This window comes from Bacillus sp. BC05(2025), assembly GCF_056725905.1.
Genome location: NZ_JBWYRA010000017.1, coordinates 40,383 through 58,050, shown reverse-complemented (window position 1 = coordinate 58,050; position 17,668 = coordinate 40,383). Strand labels below are relative to the sequence as shown.

At 36.9% G+C, this 17,668-nt stretch carries 19 protein-coding genes and 1 other annotated feature; all 19 genes read left to right on the top strand.

Going from position 1 to position 17,668, the window contains the following annotated elements:
- The first annotated feature begins 204 nt into the window (after positions 1 to 204).
- The 19 genes from ctsR (at position 205) to nusG (ending at position 17,574) form a co-directional block, all read left to right on the top strand.
- Positions 205 to 666: a transcriptional regulator CtsR gene (gene ctsR, locus ACZ76X_RS27910; RefSeq protein WP_001244563.1), complete on the top strand. Its 462-nt coding sequence runs from the start codon at positions 205 to 207 to the stop codon at positions 664 to 666.
- Positions 667 to 839: 173 nt separating this feature from the next.
- Positions 840 to 1,388 (top strand): protein-arginine kinase activator protein McsA, encoded by a 549-nt coding sequence (gene mcsA / locus ACZ76X_RS27905; protein WP_078418160.1) that lies wholly within the window; start codon positions 840 to 842, stop codon positions 1,386 to 1,388.
- Between the two features lie 4 nt (positions 1,389 to 1,392).
- Positions 1,393 to 2,457, top strand: a complete 1,065-nt coding sequence (gene mcsB, locus ACZ76X_RS27900; RefSeq protein WP_078418159.1) for a protein-arginine kinase McsB — start codon at positions 1,393 to 1,395, stop codon at positions 2,455 to 2,457.
- 22 nt (positions 2,458 to 2,479) lie between these two features.
- Entirely contained in the window at positions 2,480 to 4,915 is a 2,436-nt protein-coding gene (gene clpC / locus ACZ76X_RS27895; RefSeq protein WP_000971179.1) for an ATP-dependent protease ATP-binding subunit ClpC, read from the top strand.
- Positions 4,916 to 5,011: 96 nt separating this feature from the next.
- Positions 5,012 to 6,388 (top strand): DNA repair protein RadA, encoded by a 1,377-nt coding sequence (gene radA, locus ACZ76X_RS27890; protein WP_001085207.1) that lies wholly within the window; start codon positions 5,012 to 5,014, stop codon positions 6,386 to 6,388.
- Between the two features lie 3 nt (positions 6,389 to 6,391).
- A complete protein-coding gene (disA, locus tag ACZ76X_RS27885) occupies positions 6,392 to 7,465 on the top strand; it encodes a DNA integrity scanning diadenylate cyclase DisA (protein WP_078418158.1) in 1,074 nt (357 codons plus the stop codon).
- Positions 7,466 to 7,625: 160 nt separating this feature from the next.
- On the top strand, positions 7,626 to 8,735 hold the full coding sequence (locus ACZ76X_RS27880) for a PIN/TRAM domain-containing protein (protein WP_098669548.1): 1,110 nt from the start codon (positions 7,626 to 7,628) through the stop codon (positions 8,733 to 8,735).
- Between the two features lie 16 nt (positions 8,736 to 8,751).
- A complete protein-coding gene (gene ispD, locus ACZ76X_RS27875) occupies positions 8,752 to 9,432 on the top strand; it encodes a 2-C-methyl-D-erythritol 4-phosphate cytidylyltransferase (protein ID WP_479852349.1) in 681 nt (226 codons plus the stop codon).
- A 115-nt stretch (positions 9,433 to 9,547) separates the two neighbouring features.
- Entirely contained in the window at positions 9,548 to 10,024 is a 477-nt protein-coding gene (gene ispF, locus ACZ76X_RS27870) for a 2-C-methyl-D-erythritol 2,4-cyclodiphosphate synthase (RefSeq protein ID WP_479852348.1), read from the top strand.
- A gap of 89 nt (positions 10,025 to 10,113) precedes the next feature.
- Positions 10,114 to 11,571: a glutamate--tRNA ligase gene (gene gltX / locus ACZ76X_RS27865; protein WP_000415154.1), complete on the top strand. Its 1,458-nt coding sequence runs from the start codon at positions 10,114 to 10,116 to the stop codon at positions 11,569 to 11,571.
- Between the two features lie 47 nt (positions 11,572 to 11,618).
- Positions 11,619 to 11,847: a binding site (T-box leader), on the top strand.
- Between the two features lie 138 nt (positions 11,848 to 11,985).
- Positions 11,986 to 12,651 carry a serine O-acetyltransferase gene (cysE, locus tag ACZ76X_RS27860; protein WP_098669546.1) on the top strand — a complete coding sequence of 222 codons (666 nt, stop codon included), beginning with the start codon at positions 11,986 to 11,988 and terminating at the stop codon, positions 12,649 to 12,651.
- The gene (gene cysS / locus ACZ76X_RS27855) at positions 12,632 to 14,029 is read left to right on the top strand and encodes a cysteine--tRNA ligase (protein ID WP_098669545.1); all 1,398 of its coding nucleotides are present in this window, start codon (positions 12,632 to 12,634) and stop codon (positions 14,027 to 14,029) included. The genes cysE and cysS overlap by 20 nt, the downstream gene beginning before the upstream one ends.
- Positions 14,030 to 14,031: 2 nt before the next feature.
- Complete coding sequence (locus ACZ76X_RS27850; protein ID WP_000564261.1) at positions 14,032 to 14,439, top strand: Mini-ribonuclease 3; 408 nt, start codon at positions 14,032 to 14,034, stop codon at positions 14,437 to 14,439.
- The gene (gene rlmB, locus ACZ76X_RS27845; RefSeq protein WP_000093759.1) at positions 14,436 to 15,179 is read left to right on the top strand and encodes a 23S rRNA (guanosine(2251)-2'-O)-methyltransferase RlmB; all 744 of its coding nucleotides are present in this window, start codon (positions 14,436 to 14,438) and stop codon (positions 15,177 to 15,179) included. Before ACZ76X_RS27850 ends, rlmB begins: the two co-directional genes overlap by 4 nt.
- A 3-nt stretch (positions 15,180 to 15,182) precedes the next feature.
- Positions 15,183 to 15,695, top strand: coding sequence for an NYN domain-containing protein (locus tag ACZ76X_RS27840; RefSeq protein ID WP_098669544.1), 513 nt, complete (start codon positions 15,183 to 15,185; stop codon positions 15,693 to 15,695).
- A gap of 67 nt (positions 15,696 to 15,762) precedes the next feature.
- Positions 15,763 to 16,422 carry an RNA polymerase factor sigma-70 gene (locus ACZ76X_RS27835; RefSeq protein WP_000387198.1) on the top strand — a complete coding sequence of 220 codons (660 nt, stop codon included), beginning with the start codon at positions 15,763 to 15,765 and terminating at the stop codon, positions 16,420 to 16,422.
- A gap of 128 nt (positions 16,423 to 16,550) precedes the next feature.
- Entirely contained in the window at positions 16,551 to 16,697 is a 147-nt protein-coding gene (rpmG, locus tag ACZ76X_RS27830; RefSeq protein WP_002070160.1) for a 50S ribosomal protein L33, read from the top strand.
- Positions 16,698 to 16,729: 32 nt separating this feature from the next.
- Complete coding sequence (gene secE / locus ACZ76X_RS27825) at positions 16,730 to 16,909, top strand: preprotein translocase subunit SecE (protein ID WP_001241321.1); 180 nt, start codon at positions 16,730 to 16,732, stop codon at positions 16,907 to 16,909.
- Positions 16,910 to 17,040: 131 nt separating this feature from the next.
- A complete protein-coding gene (gene nusG, locus ACZ76X_RS27820; RefSeq protein ID WP_000415794.1) occupies positions 17,041 to 17,574 on the top strand; it encodes a transcription termination/antitermination protein NusG in 534 nt (177 codons plus the stop codon).
- The last annotated feature ends 94 nt before the right edge of the window (positions 17,575 to 17,668 follow it).

Here is a 17,668-nt window from a genome sequence, read left to right as displayed (position 1 = left end):
CTAAACACGAGTCAAATGACTCGTGTTTTTTCGTGTTTTCTTTTATAATCCATAGTAATAAAAAATGTGTTTAAATAATAATAATTTTGATTAAATACAGGGGAATGTGGCTAGGATAGTGAATAAGCAAAAGAGTTGCAAATTTTATTAATACGTATATAATTAAAGTCAAAGATAGTCAAAGTCAATAAAGGTGGCGGATAAATGAGAAATATATCTGATATCATTGAGCAATATCTAAAGCAAGTTATTGACTTAAGCAATAATAATGTGATTGAAATCAAAAGAAATGAGATTGCGGATCGATTCGAGTGCGTACCATCTCAAATCAATTATGTAATCAATACCCGTTTTACGTTAGAAAGAGGATTTGTAGTAGAAAGTAAACGTGGTGGAGGAGGTTACATTCGCATTATAAAAGTCAAACTGCATGATGATATAGACATTATTGATCAAATGCTTCATATGATTGATCATAGCGTTGCGCAAGGAAATGCAGAGAGTATGATTATACGCTTAATAGAAGAGGGAATCATAACAAATCGTGAAGCTAAACTCATGTTAAGTGTACTAGATCGTTCTGTACTATCAATGGATGTTCCTTCTCGAGATGAACTTAGGGCTCGAATATTATGCGCAATGTTAAGAACACTGAAATATAAATAAATACAGCTTTTGTAAAAGAATAATAATGAAGAAATAAGGCAGTTAAATATTGTAGAAGTTTTGAAAAAAGAACACGCACTTTTATTTAAACAAATAAAGGAAAGTGAACAATCTAGTAATGTATGAAAAGTACTATGAGATAGATCGTTCCTGTTGTAAAGGTGGGGATAGTGATGACTTGTCAAAACTGTAATATAAGACCAGCAACTTTACATTATACAAAAGTAATTAACGAAAAGAAGGCGGAAGTTCATCTTTGTGAGCAATGTGCAGAACAAAGTGGCTATACGTCTTTCTTTCAATCATCGCAGTCTAACTTTTCATTCCATGATTTATTTGCTGGGTTATTACACGGTGAATCAACAATGTTTGAAGAAGGAAAAAACGGATTTTCGAATACAAGTATATTAAGGTGTCCAGATTGTAAGATGACATATGAGCAATTTACAAAGGTAGGACGCTTTGGATGTGCTTCTTGTTACGATACATTTAAGGAACATTTAAAGCCCTTATTAAAACGTCTTCACGGCGGGCATACAGATCATTGTGGAAAAATTCCTAAACGTATAGAAGGAAATATTCACTTAAAGAAAGAATTAGATGAACTAAAACTCATTCTGAAACAATACGTACAGAAAGAGGAGTTTGAGAAAGCTGCTGAAATAAGGGATAAAATTCGAGGTCTTGAAAATCAGCTTAGTGAGCATAGAGAGGGGGAATAGTTCTATGTCACTGGACAAAATTATGAATGAAGCGATTAGTCCATGGATGAAGGGGGATGGCCCTGATTCTGATATTGTTTTAAGTAGCCGAATTCGTTTGGCCCGTAATTTTAAAAAGTATCAATTCTCTACTATGCAAAACGAAGAAGAAGCTGAACAGATTCATGAATTATTTAAAAAGGAATTTATAAATAAAGCGGTAGAACCTTTTGGAGAGTTTGAGCTATTAAAAATGAATGAGTTAACGCCTCTTCAAAGGAGAGTATTAGTTGAAAAGCATTTAATTAGTCCCAACCTTGCAGGAACAGAATATGGAGCATGTTTATTGTCAGAAAGCGAACATATTAGTGTCATGCTGAATGAAGAAGACCATATTCGGATTCAATGCTTATTTTCAGGATTGCAGTTATCAGAGGCTCTTCAAAGTGCCAATCAAATAGATAATTGGATAGAAAAAGAGGTTGAGTATGCTTTTGATGAATCACTTGGATATATTACGAGCTGTCCTACTAACGTTGGTACAGGATTAAGGGCTTCTGTAATGATTCATTTACCAGGACTCGTCTTAACGAAAAGAATTAGCCGTATCATACAAGTAATTCAAAAATTAGGGTTAGTAGTAAGAGGAATATACGGTGAAGGTAGCGAAGCGTTAGGTAATATATTTCAAGTGTCAAATCAAATGACACTAGGAAAATCTGAAGAAGATATTATTGCAGATTTAAAGAGTGTCATTCAACAAATTATACAGCAAGAAAAAATGGCGAGAGAATTAATTGTACAGAATTCAAGTATTGAGCTTGAAGACAAAGTTTATCGCTCTTATGGCATACTAGCAAACAGTCGGTTAATTCAATCTGCGGAAGCGGCCAATTGCTTATCAGATGTACGACTTGGTATTGATTTAGGATATATAAAAGGTGTGTCGAGAAATATTTTGACTGAACTAATGGTTCTTACACAACCAGGCATTTTACAACAATATGCAGGAGGGCCTTTAGGACCAGAAGAAAGAGATTATCGAAGATCAACCTTAATCCGTGAGCGATTACGTATTGAAAAAAACTAAGCGCAAGTAGGAGGCGATTTCTATGATGTTTGGAAGATTTACAGAAAGAGCACAGAAAGTATTAGCTTTATCTCAAGAGGAAGCAATTCGCATTGGGCATAATAATATTGGAACAGAACATATTTTACTTGGGCTTGTACGCGAAGGCGAAGGAATTGCAGCAAAAGCGTTAATTGCTCTTGGATTAAGCCCAGAGAAAGTTCAAAAAGAGGTAGAAGCGTTAATTGGGCGCGGAACAGAAGCTTCTCAAACTGTACATTATACACCACGTGCTAAAAAGGTTATTGAGTTGTCTATGGATGAAGCTCGCAAATTAGGTCATTCTTACGTTGGAACAGAACATATCTTACTTGGTTTAATCCGCGAGGGTGAAGGTGTAGCAGCACGTGTTTTAAATAATTTAGGTGTTAGTCTAAATAAGGCAAGACAACAAGTATTGCAACTTCTTGGAAGTAATGAAGCAAGTTCAGGTCACCAAGGTGGTTCTTCAACAAATGCAAATACACCAACACTTGATAGCTTAGCACGTGATTTAACAGTTGTTGCACGTGAAAATCGTTTAGACCCTGTTATCGGACGTGGTAAAGAAATTCAACGTGTAATTGAAGTTTTAAGCCGTAGAACAAAAAACAACCCTGTATTAATTGGGGAGCCTGGTGTAGGTAAAACAGCAATTGCAGAAGGGTTAGCGCAACAAATCGTAAATAATGAAGTTCCTGAAACTTTAAGAGATAAGCGTGTTATGACACTAGATATGGGTACAGTGGTAGCTGGAACGAAATATCGTGGTGAATTTGAAGATCGTTTGAAGAAAGTAATGGATGAAATCCGCCAAGCAGGAAATATCATTCTATTTATTGATGAACTTCATACATTAATTGGTGCAGGTGGAGCAGAAGGTGCCATTGACGCATCGAACATTTTAAAACCATCTTTAGCTCGCGGGGAGTTACAATGTATTGGGGCGACAACGTTAGATGAATATCGCAAATATATTGAAAAAGACGCGGCTTTAGAGAGACGTTTCCAACCAATTCACGTTGATGAACCAAGCTTAGATGAATCAACTCAAATCTTGAAAGGTTTACGTGATCGTTATGAGGCACATCACCGCGTATCTATTACAGATGATGCCATTGATGCAGCTGTAAAGCTTTCAGACCGTTATATTACAGATCGTTTCTTACCAGATAAAGCGATTGATTTAATTGATGAAGCTGCTTCAAAGGTTCGCTTACGCTCGTATACAACACCACCAAATTTAAAAGAGCTGGAAGTGAAGCTTGAGGAAATTAGAAAAGAAAAAGATGCAGCTGTACAAAGTCAAGAATTTGAAAAAGCTGCGTCGTTACGTGATATGGAACAACGCTTACGTGAGAAGTTAGAGGATACGAAGCGTCAATGGAAAGAGCAACAAGGAAAAGAAAACTCAGAAGTGACAGTAGAAGATATTGCAAATGTCGTTTCTACGTGGACTCGTATCCCGGTTTCTAAACTTGCACAAACAGAGACTGACAAATTATTAAACTTAGAATCCATTCTTCATGATCGTGTTATTGGTCAAGATGAAGCGGTAGTAGCTGTAGCGAAAGCTGTTCGTCGTGCTAGAGCAGGATTGAAAGATCCGAAACGTCCAATTGGTTCATTTATTTTCTTAGGACCAACAGGTGTAGGTAAAACGGAGTTAGCAAGAGCGTTAGCAGAATCTATGTTCGGTGATGAGGATGCAATGATCCGCATCGATATGTCGGAGTACATGGAGAAGCATTCTACTTCTCGTTTAGTTGGTTCTCCTCCAGGGTATGTTGGATATGAAGAAGGTGGACAGTTAACAGAGAAAGTTCGCCGTAAGCCATATTCAGTAGTCTTATTAGATGAAGTAGAGAAAGCTCATCCTGATGTGTTTAACATTCTACTACAAGTATTAGAAGATGGTCGCTTAACAGATTCTAAAGGGCGTACAGTTGATTTCCGTAATACAATTGTTATTATGACATCTAACGTTGGTGCAGAGGCGTTAAAACGTAATAAACATCTTGGTTTTAACGTCCAAGATGAGAGCCGTGATTATTCAGATATGAAAGGTAAAGTAATGGATGAATTGAAAAAGGCATTTCGTCCAGAATTCTTAAACCGTATTGATGAAATTATCGTGTTCCATATGCTTGAGAAAAAACATATTCAAGAGATTGTAACACTTATGGTAAATCAGTTAGTGAACCGCTTGAAAGAGCAAGAAATTGAATTGCATTTAACAGAAGGAGCGATTTCAGCTATTGCTGATAAAGGATTTGACCGAGAGTACGGTGCTCGCCCACTTCGTAGAGCAATTCAGAAACATGTAGAAGATAGACTATCGGAAGAACTTTTAAAAGGTGCTATTGAGAAAGGACAAAAAGTTATCTTTGATGTTGAAGGAGAATCATTTGTCATTCATAGTGCTGAAAAGGTAAAATAAGTATAGACAAACTAAGAGGGCTACGAGATAGCCCTCTTTCTTGTACGAGAAGGATAAACTGTTTATAGATGAAAGTGAAGTGAAATATAAAACGATATGGCTAAAAAGAAAACAAAATTCACATGTCAAGAGTGTGGGTATCAGTCACCGAAATATATGGGAAAATGTCCTGGATGTGGTCAATGGAATACGCTTGTTGAAGAGATGGAACCGGTTGTATCATCAAGGCGCCTTAATTATGCCAATGCAATTCAATCGGAAGTAACAAAACCAAGACGCCTAACAGAAGTAGAAACAAAGTCTGAGGCGCGTATTGAAACGAAATTTCAAGAATTTAATCGTGTACTTGGTGGCGGGATTGTAGATGGTTCCTTAGTACTTATTGGTGGAGACCCTGGGATTGGAAAATCAACGTTACTATTACAAATATCATCGCAATTAGCAGATTCTTCATATGATGTACTATATATATCGGGTGAAGAATCAGCAAAACAGATTAAACTGCGCGCGGATCGTTTACATGTAAATGGTAGTAATCTATTTGTTGTATCAGAGACGGATTTACAGCGAATTGCAGCACACATTGAAGAAGTGAATCCAGCCTTTGTTGTTATTGATTCCATCCAAACGATACATTTACCTGAGGTAACGTCAGCACCGGGAAGTGTGGCACAAGTACGTGAATGTACAGCGGAATTAATGAAACTTGCAAAAACGAAAGGGATCCCTATTTTTATCGTTGGGCATGTGACAAAAGAGGGCGCAATCGCAGGACCTCGTATGTTAGAACATATGGTCGATGCAGTTCTTTACTTTGAAGGAGACCGTCATCATACATATCGTATTTTGCGAGCTGTGAAGAATCGTTTTGGTTCTACAAATGAAATGGGTATTTTTGAAATGAAGGAACTTGGTCTTGCGGAAGTCTTAAACCCTTCTGAAATTTTCCTTGAGGAAAGACCAGTTGGGGTTGCAGGATCGACAGTGGTTGCCTCAATGGAAGGAACACGACCAGTTTTAGTAGAAATACAAGCATTAATCTCCCCTACTAGTTTTGGAAACCCTCGAAGAATGGCAACGGGAATTGACCATAACCGTGTATCGCTTATTATGGCAGTGTTAGAAAAAAGAACAGGTTTATTATTGCAAAATCAAGACGCATATTTAAAAGTAGCAGGCGGTTTGAAGTTAGATGAACCGGCAATTGATTTAGCTGTGGCTTTAAGTATAGCTTCAAGTTTTAGAGATAAATCTACGGCACCGACCGATGCAGTAATAGGAGAAGTAGGATTAACTGGAGAAATAAGAAGGGTATCAAGAATTGAACAACGTGTACAAGAAGCAGCTAAATTAGGATTTCAACGCGCTATTATTCCTAGGAAAAATTTAGGAGGATGGACAATTCCAGATGGGATTGAGGTAGTAGGTGTATCCAATTTAGGAGAAGCGCTTCGTTTGACATTAGGAGGCTAGGCTATGGAAGAAAACAAGCAACGTGTCAAAAGTATGATTAATATTTTACAACTTGTGGCCCCGGGAACACCACTGCGCGAAGGGATAGATAATGTACTTCGCGCACAAACAGGGGGATTAATTGTTCTTGGATATAATGAACAAATTAAAAGTATTGTTGATGGCGGGTTTCATATTAATTGTGCATTCTCTCCCGCTAGTTTATACGAATTAGCAAAAATGGATGGAGCACTTATTTTAAATGAAACTGGAAGTAAAATTTTGATTGCGAACGCACAGTTAGTTCCAGAGTCATCTATTGACTCTATTGAGACTGGTATGCGCCATCGAACGGCGGAGCGTGTAGCAAAGCAGACAGGTAGCCTCGTAGTGGCTATTTCACAAAGACGTAACGTAATTACGCTATATCAAGGGAATTTACGTTATACACTAAAAGATATAGGTGTTATTTTAACAAAGGCAAACCAAGCTATTCAAACGTTAGAAAAATATAAGGCTGTATGGAATGATGGGATTACGAATTTGGGTATTCTAGAATTTGAAGAGGTCGTTACAATGTCCGAAGTAGTTCATGTTTTACATAGTGTTGAAATGGTACTACGTATTAAAAATGAAATATTGAGCTATATTCATGAACTGGGGACAGAAGGTAGGTTAATTCGTTTACAACTTACGGAACTACTAGCCGATTTAGAAGCAGAGGCAGCACTATTAATTAAAGATTACTATCAAGAAAAAACGCAAGATCATCATCAAATATTGAAAAAGTTACAAGAACTTGCGAATGCACAACTTCTAGAGGATAGCGATTTAGTTAAATTGCTCGGATACCCAGGACAAACAAGTTTAGAAGAAAGTGTGACACCGAGAGGATATCGAATCACTAGCAAAATTTCACGTGTTCCACCACTTATCATTGAAAATTTAATTAATCGATTTAAAACCTTACAAGGTGTTTGTCGGGCGACTATTAATGAATTAGATGATGTAGAAGGAATTGGGGAAGTCAGGGCGAAGAAAATACGAGAAGGCCTAAAAAGAATTCAAGAGCATCTCTATATGAGTAGACACAATTAAGAATATTACATTGATTCCATAATATAACGACACTAGAACATTTTTGGTATATGATATGATATATTGGTAAATAAAACTATTTATAAAAAAACACGTCCGCTTTTGCATTCGGCGTTTTGATTAGCGAAACAATGGTTAATAATGAGTAGGAGGTGGTTGGATGTTAAAACGGATTGTACAGCTCTTCTTTTTAGTAATCGGGGGAGCGTTAGGGATTTACTTAATCCCAAAAGTTATTAATGTATTAGACATCGGTGCCGTTCCTTTATTGGAAGGATCGTATGTTCGTGCAATTATTGGTGCAATTATTTTATTTTTAACAACATTTTGGCTTGTAGATTATATTGTTCAACTTATTAAGCATATTGAAGAGGCTCTTGTAAAAGCGCCTGTAGCAGATGTTTTATTTGGTACATTAGGTTTAATCTCGGGGCTTATTGTTGCGTACTTAATTTTAATACCAATTCGTGAATTTACAATTCCAGTTATTAGTACGGTGTTGCAAGTGTTCTTTACTCTTTTACTAGGATATTTAGGATTCCAAGTAGGGTTTAAAAAGAGGAATGAATTGTTAGGATTATTTACATTACCACAACGTGGGAAGAAGAAAAATAATAATAGTGAGAATGAAGAACCAGAAAATGAGGCAGAAGAATCTTTAGCACATTGGAAAATTCTTGATACGAGTGTAATTATCGATGGACGTATTGCTGATATTTGCCAAACAAAGTTCTTAGAAGGAACAATTGTCATTCCACAATTCGTGTTAGAAGAACTTCAGCACATTGCCGATTCTTCCGATGCTTTAAAGCGTAATCGTGGTCGCAGAGGATTAGACATTTTAAATCGTATTCAAAAAGAGATGCCGATTCCGGTAGAGATTTATGAAGGCGATTTCGAGGATATTCAAGAAGTGGATAGCAAACTTGTAAAGTTGGCAAAAATCACTGGTGGAACGGTAGTGACGAATGATTTCAACTTAAACAAAGTTTCTGAATTACAAGGGGTAACGGTGTTAAACATTAACGATTTAGCTAATGCAATTAAACCTGTTGTACTCCCAGGTGAAGAACTAAGTGTTTATGTTGTAAAAGATGGAAAAGAACAAAATCAAGGTGTTGCATATTTAGATGACGGTACGATGATTGTAGTAGAAGACGGTAGAGAATATGTAGGCTCACAACTCGATGTACTCGTTACGAGTGTGTTACAAACATCGGCGGGTCGTATGATTTTCGCCAAACGTAAGTTATTAGAAAAAGCATTATAAGTAGAGGATTATTAATATGTATACATTAATTATTCCAGCAGCTGGTCAAGGAAAGCGGATGGGCGCTGGCAAAAATAAGTTATTTTTACTTATTAATGAAGTACCGATTATTGTGCATACGTTACGTGCTTTTGAAAAGGATCAGGCGTGTAAAAATATTATTATGGCAATTAATGAAGAAGAGCGCCCGTATTTTGAAGAGTTAATGCAGAAGTATCCGATTGAAAAGCCAGTACAATTTATTCAAGGTGGAGCTGAAAGACAAGATAGTGTGTATAACGCGATTCAGCATACGAGTGGTGTTGAGTATGTTCTTGTACATGATGGGGCACGCCCGTTCATAACGAATAAAGTGATTCAAGATGTATTAACTGCAGCAGAAAAATATGGAGCTTCCATTTGTGCGGTGCCAGTAAAAGATACCGTTAAGAAAGTAGAGCAGGGTGTCGTTGTCGAAACGGTAGAGAGATCTCAGCTTAAAGCTGTACAAACACCGCAAGGGTTCTCTGTTTCTCTTTTATTAGAAGCTCATAGAAGCGCGAAGCAGAGTTGTTTCCTTGGTACAGATGATGCAAGTCTCATAGAACGTATCGGGAAGCAAGTAGGTGTAGTAGAGGGGAGTTACTATAATATTAAAGTAACGACTCCAGAGGATTTACTAATTGCTGAAAGTTTTCTTCACGTTCAAAAGAAATGATAGCAATGATTATAGCAAAGAAAAGCTCGGCAACGGCCGGGCTTTTCTTTATAAGGATAGCGATATAATATAGAATCATAAAGCCCAGTAGTTTAGCTTGAGGAGGATGTAAAAAATGTTTCGAATTGGACAAGGTTTTGATGTGCATGAATTCGCGGAAGGTAGACCGTTAATTATTGGTGGAATTACAATTCCCCATGAGAAAGGATTAATCGGTCATTCGGATGCAGATGTATTGTTACATACAATTGCGGACGCATGCTTAGGTGCAATTGCAGCAGGAGATATCGGAAAACATTTCCCTGATACAGACCCTGCCTTTAAAGATGCTGATTCAGCTGTATTACTGCAAAAGGTTTGGGAATTTGTGCGTGAACAAGGTTATGAGTTAGAGAATTTAGATTGTACAATTATTGCTCAAAAGCCAAAAATGGCACCACATATTGAAAGTATGCGTAAACGCATTAGCGAGTTATTAGAAACGTCTATTGATAATATTAATGTAAAGGCAACAACAACGGAAAAATTAGGATTTACAGGTAGAGAAGAAGGAATTGCTTCTCAAGCAGTTGTTTTATTGCAGAAAAAATAATGGTTTTTAATTCGTAAGATGGATAATCACATTTTTTTGGTGTACAATTATAGAATGTGTTGACATTAAGAATGGAAGGTGTACCAATTATGGAAAAGCAAGTGAGAGTGCGCTATGCGCCAAGTCCAACAGGACACTTACATATCGGAAATGCGCGTACGGCATTATTTAATTATTTATTTGCTCGTCATCAAGATGGTAAGTTTATTATTCGTATTGAAGATACTGATGTAAAACGTAATGTTGCAGGTGGAGAAGAAAGCCAATTAAAATACTTGAAATGGCTCGGTATGGACTGGGATGAAGGTGTTGATGTTGGTGGTGAATTTGGACCATATCGTCAAACAGAGCGTTTAGATATTTATAAAAAGTTATATGAAGATTTATTAGAGCGTGGTCTAGCTTACAAATGTTATATGACAGAAGAAGAGTTAGAGGCAGAACGTGAAGGGCAAATCGCTCGTGGTGAAACACCTCGTTACGCAGGTAACCACCGTGATTTAACTGAAGCACAAGTGAAAGAATTTGAAGCTGAGGGACGTATTCCAAGTATTCGTTTCCGTGTACCAGCTGACCGTGATTACACATTTAAAGATATCGTAAAAGATGAAGTTGCATTCCATTCAAATGATTTCGGTGATTTCGTTATCGTGAAAAAAGATGGAATTCCAACTTATAACTTTGCGGTAGCAGTAGATGATCACTTAATGGAAATTACACACGTACTTCGTGGTGATGACCATATTTCAAACACACCAAAACAAATGATGATTTATGAAGCTTTCGGTTGGGATATCCCACAATTCGGTCACATGACTTTAATTGTAAATGAAAGCCGTAAAAAATTAAGTAAGCGTGATGAATCTATTATTCAATTTATTGAGCAATATAAAGAGCTTGGATATCTTCCAGAAGCAATCTTTAACTTTATTGCATTACTAGGTTGGTCGCCAGTGGGAGAAGAAGAAATCTTCTCTCAAGAAGAGTTTATCAAAATGTTCGATGCAGCTCGTTTATCAAAATCACCTGCATTATTTGATTCTCAAAAACTAAAATGGATGAACAACCAATATATGAAAAAGCAAGATTTAGATACGGTAGTAGAATTAAGCTTACCGCATCTAGTGAAAGCTGGACGTATAGGTGAAACTTTAAGTGAACAAGAACAAGCTTGGATTCGTGATGTAATTGCGTTATATCATGAACAAATGAGCTTTGGAGCTGAAATTGTAGAGCTTTCTGAAATGTTCTTCAAAGATCATGTTGATTATGAAGAAGAAGGACAAGAAGTATTAAAAGGTGAACAAGTACCAGAAGTACTTCGTGCATTTGCTGGTCAAGTAGAAGCACTAGAAGCGATGGAACCAGCAGCAATTAAGGCGGCTATTAAAGCAGTTCAAAAGGAAACAGGTCATAAAGGTAAAAACTTATTTATGCCAATCCGTGTTGCAACTACTGGTCAAACACATGGCCCAGAACTTCCGAATGCTATTGCACTTCTTGGAAAAGAAAAAGTTTTAAATCGTCTACAAAAAGTAATTGGTTAACATTTTCTAGGTTTAGAAATATAATAAGTATACTTAAAACCTAATAAGGAAAAGCGACGAGAAGGAGAAGTAGAAAATCAGGCTTTTTACAGAGAGAACCACCTTTAGGCTGGAAGTGGTTTATAAGCGGATTTTTGAAATGCCCCTTCGAGTCTTCTGCTGAACAGCAAATTGTTTTGTAAAGTAAGCAGAAGCGGTTTACACCGTTATCAAAGATGAGTTTGAGGCTTATTTAGCCTAAACAGAGTGGAACCGCGCTTATAAGGCGTCTCTGTCAATATGACAGAGGCGTCTTTTTTTATACCGTAAAACTGGGTGTGAGTATAAGTTTTATTCGCGTGTATAAAGATTTAGGGAGATAAGTAGGGAGTTAGTTCACTCGAAAAAGCAGCCCATAAAGGGGAGGGAACGTCGATGTTTAAGAGGCTTCGGGAAGATATTGAAGTCGTTTTTGAACAGGATCCAGCGGCAAGAAGTTACTTCGAAGTCATTTTGACTTACTCTGGATTACATGCAGTTTGGGCCCATCGAATTGCACATGCTTTTTATAAAAAGAATTTCTTCTTTATGGCACGTTGGATCTCACAAGTTAGTCGTTTCTTTACTGGCATTGAGATTCATCCAGGAGCAACAATTGGTCGTCGTTTTTTCATAGACCATGGAATGGGGGTTGTAATTGGAGAAACGTGTGAAATTGGTGATAATGTAACAATCTATCAAGGGGTTACATTAGGTGGTACGGGTAAAGAAAAGGGAAAGAGGCACCCTACAATTCAGGATAATGTATTAATTGCAACGGGTGCTAAAGTACTAGGATCCATTACAGTTGGAGAGAATTCTAAAATTGGAGCAGGTTCTGTCGTATTAAAAGAAGTCCCTGCACATTCTACAGTTGTAGGTATACCTGGCCGAGTCGTTATTCAAAATGGAGTAAAGATTGGTCAAGAATTAAATCATTCTGACCTTCCGGATCCAATTTTTGATAAATTAAAGGTTATGGAAGTAGAACTTGATAAATTAAAAAAACAACTTGAAGTAAAGGTAGAAAGGGAGGATAAAAATGACTATTCACATTTATAATACGTTAACACGTCAAAAGGAAGAGTTTACTCCATTAGAAGAAAATAAGGTAAAGATGTATGTATGCGGACCTACAGTTTATAACTACATTCATATTGGGAATGCAAGACCACCTATGGTATTTGATACGGTACGCCGTTATTTAGAATATAAAGGGTATGATGTGCAGTACGTATCTAACTTTACTGACGTAGATGATAAATTAATTAAAGCGGCAAATGAATTAGGTGAAGATGTGCCAACAATTGCTGACCGTTTCGTTGAAGCGTATTTTGAAGATGTAACGGCGCTAGGTTGCAAGCATGCAACAGTGCATCCACGTGTAACGGAAAATATGGATATCATTATTGAATTTATTCAAGAACTTGTGAATAAAGGATATGCATATGAATCAGAAGGAGATGTGTACTTTAGAACGAAGGAATTCGAAGGATATGGTAAATTATCTCATCAACCAATCGCAGACTTACGTCACGGTGCGCGCATTGAAGTAGGAGAGAAGAAACAAGATCCACTTGATTTCGCTTTATGGAAAGCCGCGAAAGAAGGAGAAATCTTCTGGGAGAGCCCTTGGGGGCAAGGTCGTCCAGGTTGGCATATCGAATGCTCGGCAATGGCGCGTAAATACTTAGGGGACACAATTGATATTCATGCTGGCGGTCAGGACTTGGCATTTCCTCATCATGAGAATGAAATCGCGCAATCTGAGGCGTTAACAGGAAAAACATTTGCACGTTATTGGATGCACAATGGATATATTAATATTAATAATGAGAAGATGTCTAAGTCACTTGGGAACTTCATTTTAGTTCACGATATCATTAAGCAATATGATCCACAGTTAATTAGATTCTTTATGCTATCAGTACATTACCGTCACCCAATTAATTTCAGTGAAGAGTTATTACAAAGCACAAATAACGGACTGGAAAGAATTAAAACGGCATACGGTAACTTAAAACACCGTATGGAAAGTAGTACAGATTTAACAGATCATAATGAGAAATGGTTAGCTGAACTGGAGAAATTCCAGGCTGCATTTGAAGAAGCGATGGATGATGACTTCAATACTGCTAATGCAATCACTGAATTATATAATGTAGCCAATCATGCAAATCAATATTTACTGGAAGAACATACGTCTACAGTGGTAATTGAAGCATACGTAAAACAACTTGAAATATTATTTGATATTTTAGGATTGGAATTAGCACAAGAAGAGTTACTTGATGAAGAAATTGAGGCACTTATTCAAAAACGTATTGAAGCTCGTAAAAATCGTGATTTTGCATTGTCAGATCAAATTCGCGATGATTTAAAAGAACGTAACATTATTTTAGAAGATACCGCTCAAGGTACAAGATGGAAAAGAGGATAAGAATGATTGATGCAAAGCAATTAAACAGCTTAGCGTTAGCATATATGGGTGATGCGGTATATGAACAATATATCCGCTATCACCTACTTCAAAAAGGGAAAGTTCGTCCTAATCAATTACATCGATTAGGGACAAGCTTTGTTTCGGCAAAGGCACAGGCGAAAGTTGTTTATCATTTATTAGAGACAGCATTTTTAACTGAGGAAGAAGAAGCGGTATTAAGAAGAGGACGCAATGCCAATTCGGGTACTGTTCCGAAAAATACGGATGTACAAACATATCGACATAGTACAGCCTTTGAAGCGCTTATTGGCTATCATCACTTATTAAATAATCGTGAAAGATTAGACGAAATTGTATATAAGGCAATTGCTGTTTTAGAAGAAAAGGAAGGGGGCACATCATCATGAGTAGTGAATATATTATCGGACGTAACCCTGTAATTGAAGCGTTACGCTCAGGAAGAGATATTAATAAAATTTGGATCGCAGAAGGTGCTGCCAAAGGACAAGTACAAATTGTACTAGCACTAGCGAAAGAAAATAAGATTATTTTACAACATGCACCAAAAAAGAAATTAGATCAATTAGTTGAGGGGAACCATCAAGGTGTAATTGCTCAAGTGGCTGCATATCAATATGCTGAGCTAGAAGACCTATTCAAAGTAGCAGAGAAGCGTAATGAAGATCCGTTCTTCTTAATTTTAGATGAAATTGAAGACCCACATAACCTAGGTTCTATTATGCGTACTGCGGATGCGACAGGAGCTCATGGCATTATTATTCCAAAAAGAAGAGCTGTAGGACTTACAGCATCAGTCGCGAAGGCATCTACTGGGGCAATTGAATATATTCCAGTTGCGCGCGTAACGAATTTATCTCGTACAATCGATGAATTAAAAGAACGTGGACTTTGGATTGCTGGTACAGATGCAAAAGGGAAAACGGATTACCGTAATTTAGATGGTAAAATGCCAATTGGATTAGTAATTGGAAGTGAAGGAAAAGGTATGAGTCGTATTATTGGTGAAAAATGTGATTTCTTAATTACTTTACCGATGGTTGGTAAAGTTACATCCTTAAATGCTTCAGTAGCCGCGAGTCTGTTAATGTATGAGGTATATCGTAAACGTAACGAAATTGGTAAATAAAAAATGAACGATATTTTAATCGTTGACGGTTACAACATTATTGGAGCTTGGGGAGACTTGAAGAAACTACGGGATGTAGATTTGCAATCATCAAGAGATGCGCTGATTGATAAGATGGCGGATTATCAAGGTTACACAGGTACAAGGGTAATGATAGTCTTTGATGCTTATACAGTCCACGGTATTGAAAAAAAGATGAAACAATCGCGTGTGGAAGTTATATTCACAAGGAAGAATCAAACTGCAGATGAAAAGATAGAGCAACTTGCGATTGAGCTTAGAAATATAAATACGCAAATATATGTTGCGACTTCTGATTATACGGAACAATGGGTTATATTTGCACAAGGTGCTCTTCGGAAATCTGCACGTGAATTAGAGTTGGAAGTACAAGCGATGGAGCAACAAGTAAGAAGGCGTACACAAGACACAAAAGAAAAACAACCCGCCATGCGAAAGATATTTAGTAAAGATATTACAGAAAAGTTAGAAAAATTAAGAAGAGGAGAGCGTTGAAGCATTGACGCTCTTTATCTTTTTACTGTATAATATTTCTAAATAAATAGCGGTCGGAGGGATCAAGGTGGAAGCAGGCTTCGTAAGTGTAGGCGACGTTACATTTCGTGATTTAGAAGATGAGGCAATCGTTGAGTTAGTTCGAAAAGGTAATACTGACGCTCTAGAATATTTGATTCACAAATATAAGAACTTTGTTCGCGCGAAATCGAGATCTTATTTCTTAGTGGGTGCCGATCGAGAAGATATTGTTCAAGAAGGTATGATTGGATTGTTTAAAGCGATTCGTGATTATAAAGAGGACAAGCTGTCTTCATTCAAAGCATTTGCTGAACTGTGTATCACTCGACAAATTATTACCGCTATTAAAACAGCAACCAGGCAAAAGCATATTCCGTTAAATTCATATGTGTCTTTAGATAAACCGATTTATGATGAGGAATCGGATCGGACATTATTAGATGTTATTTCGGAAGCGAAGGTAACTGATCCTGAAGAAATGATTATAAGTCAGGAAGAATATACAGACATAGAATCTAAAATATCTGAATTATTAAGCGATTTAGAAAGAAAAGTGCTTTCTTTATATCTGGATGGTCGTTCTTATCAGGAGATTTCGGAACAGTTAAATAGACATGTGAAATCTATTGATAACGCTTTACAGAGAGTGAAGCGAAAATTGGAACGATATATGGAAATGAGAGAGAGTACCACTTTAAATTCATAACAAGTACTACAGGTGTAAAAAATCACCTGTTTTCTTTTTGTAGAGAGTACAAAAGGCATGACATTGACATTGTCTTTTGTTGTATGATACATTTTTAGGGACATAATGTTACAAGGTTGGTGTAACTAATGAGGAAAAAAGTTGTACTCTCATGTGAAGAGTGTAAAAATCGAAACTACTCTACGATGAAAGATACGAGCTCAGTAGAGCGACTTGAAATAAAGAAATTCTGTAAAACATGCAATCAGCATACAGTTCACAAGGAAACAAAATAAATAATTGAAATAATACACTGGAGGTCCCGTAGATGCGTTTAACGAACTTTTTCGGCGATGTAGGTCGCGAAATGAAAAAAGTAAGTTGGCCTAAAAAAGATGAATTACTCCGTTCAACAGCGACTGTTATCGCTACAGTTGTCTTCTTTGCGATTTTCTTCGCAGTGGTTGATATGGGCATTTCTTCTTTAATTCGGTTAATTCTTGGTTAATTCTTGAATAAGAAGCACTTATCCATGATATAATGTTATTTATAAGAACTGTGTAAAAGCCCGGTGAACGGGTTTTTTCATTTGCGCAAAAAAATGTACGTCAGGGAGGGAAGGACGCTCGTCCTAAATGAATGGAAAAAAGTTGGTATGTTGTCCATACTTATTCTGGATATGAAAATAAAGTAAAAGCAAACCTAGAGAAACGTGTAGAATCAATGGGTATGCAAGATAAAATTTTCCGTGTTGTTGTCCCGGAAGAAGTAGAAGTAGAAATGAAAAACGGTAAAGAAAAATTAATGAAAAGAAAAGTGTTCCCAGGTTATGTATTAGTAGAATTAATCATGACTGATGACTCTTGGTATGTTGTACGTAACACGCCGGGTGTAACTGGGTTCGTTGGTTCTTCTGGTTCTGGATCTAAACCATCACCTCTATTAGAAGAGGAAGTTGTTACCATTATGAAACATATGGGAATGGACAACGAAGTGGTTGATTTCGACTTTGAACTTCATGAGACAGTACGTGTAAATGAGGGACCATTTGCAGATTATACAGGTGCTATCGAAGAAATTGATGTGGAGAAGAAAAAGGTTAGCGTGCTTGTGGACATGTTTGGTCGCGAGACTCCAGTTGAGCTTGACTTCCATCAAATTGAAAAATTATAAAATGAAACTTGAAATGAATTGTAAAAAGTGATAATATCTTTTAAGTCAGTACGTCTTCGTTATCGGAGACGTTTTTTGAAAGATTTTATCCTTA

What these genes read in the sequence shown, in the direction of transcription:
- mcsB (WP_078418159.1), top strand. Translation starts at nt 1,393, where the DNA reads ATGTCACTGGACAAAATTATGAATGAAGCGATTAGTCCATGGATGAAG.
- rlmB (WP_000093759.1), top strand. Translation starts at nt 14,436, where the DNA reads ATGAGTAGTGAATATATTATCGGACGTAACCCTGTAATTGAAGCGTTA.
- ACZ76X_RS27840 (WP_098669544.1), top strand. Translation starts at nt 15,183, where the DNA reads ATGAACGATATTTTAATCGTTGACGGTTACAACATTATTGGAGCTTGG.
- rpmG (WP_002070160.1), top strand. Translation starts at nt 16,551, where the DNA reads ATGAGGAAAAAAGTTGTACTCTCATGTGAAGAGTGTAAAAATCGAAAC.
- clpC (WP_000971179.1), top strand. Translation starts at nt 2,480, where the DNA reads ATGATGTTTGGAAGATTTACAGAAAGAGCACAGAAAGTATTAGCTTTA.
- gltX (WP_000415154.1), top strand. Translation starts at nt 10,114, where the DNA reads ATGGAAAAGCAAGTGAGAGTGCGCTATGCGCCAAGTCCAACAGGACAC.
- mcsA (WP_078418160.1), top strand. Translation starts at nt 840, where the DNA reads ATGACTTGTCAAAACTGTAATATAAGACCAGCAACTTTACATTATACA.
- ispF (WP_479852348.1), top strand. Translation starts at nt 9,548, where the DNA reads ATGTTTCGAATTGGACAAGGTTTTGATGTGCATGAATTCGCGGAAGGT.
- cysS (WP_098669545.1), top strand. Translation starts at nt 12,632, where the DNA reads ATGACTATTCACATTTATAATACGTTAACACGTCAAAAGGAAGAGTTT.
- ctsR (WP_001244563.1), top strand. Translation starts at nt 205, where the DNA reads ATGAGAAATATATCTGATATCATTGAGCAATATCTAAAGCAAGTTATT.
- ispD (WP_479852349.1), top strand. Translation starts at nt 8,752, where the DNA reads ATGTATACATTAATTATTCCAGCAGCTGGTCAAGGAAAGCGGATGGGC.
- ACZ76X_RS27880 (WP_098669548.1), top strand. Translation starts at nt 7,626, where the DNA reads ATGTTAAAACGGATTGTACAGCTCTTCTTTTTAGTAATCGGGGGAGCG.
- secE (WP_001241321.1), top strand. Translation starts at nt 16,730, where the DNA reads ATGCGTTTAACGAACTTTTTCGGCGATGTAGGTCGCGAAATGAAAAAA.
- cysE (WP_098669546.1), top strand. Translation starts at nt 11,986, where the DNA reads ATGTTTAAGAGGCTTCGGGAAGATATTGAAGTCGTTTTTGAACAGGAT.
- nusG (WP_000415794.1), top strand. Translation starts at nt 17,041, where the DNA reads ATGGAAAAAAGTTGGTATGTTGTCCATACTTATTCTGGATATGAAAAT.
- radA (WP_001085207.1), top strand. Translation starts at nt 5,012, where the DNA reads ATGGCTAAAAAGAAAACAAAATTCACATGTCAAGAGTGTGGGTATCAG.
- disA (WP_078418158.1), top strand. Translation starts at nt 6,392, where the DNA reads ATGGAAGAAAACAAGCAACGTGTCAAAAGTATGATTAATATTTTACAA.
- ACZ76X_RS27850 (WP_000564261.1), top strand. Translation starts at nt 14,032, where the DNA reads ATGATTGATGCAAAGCAATTAAACAGCTTAGCGTTAGCATATATGGGT.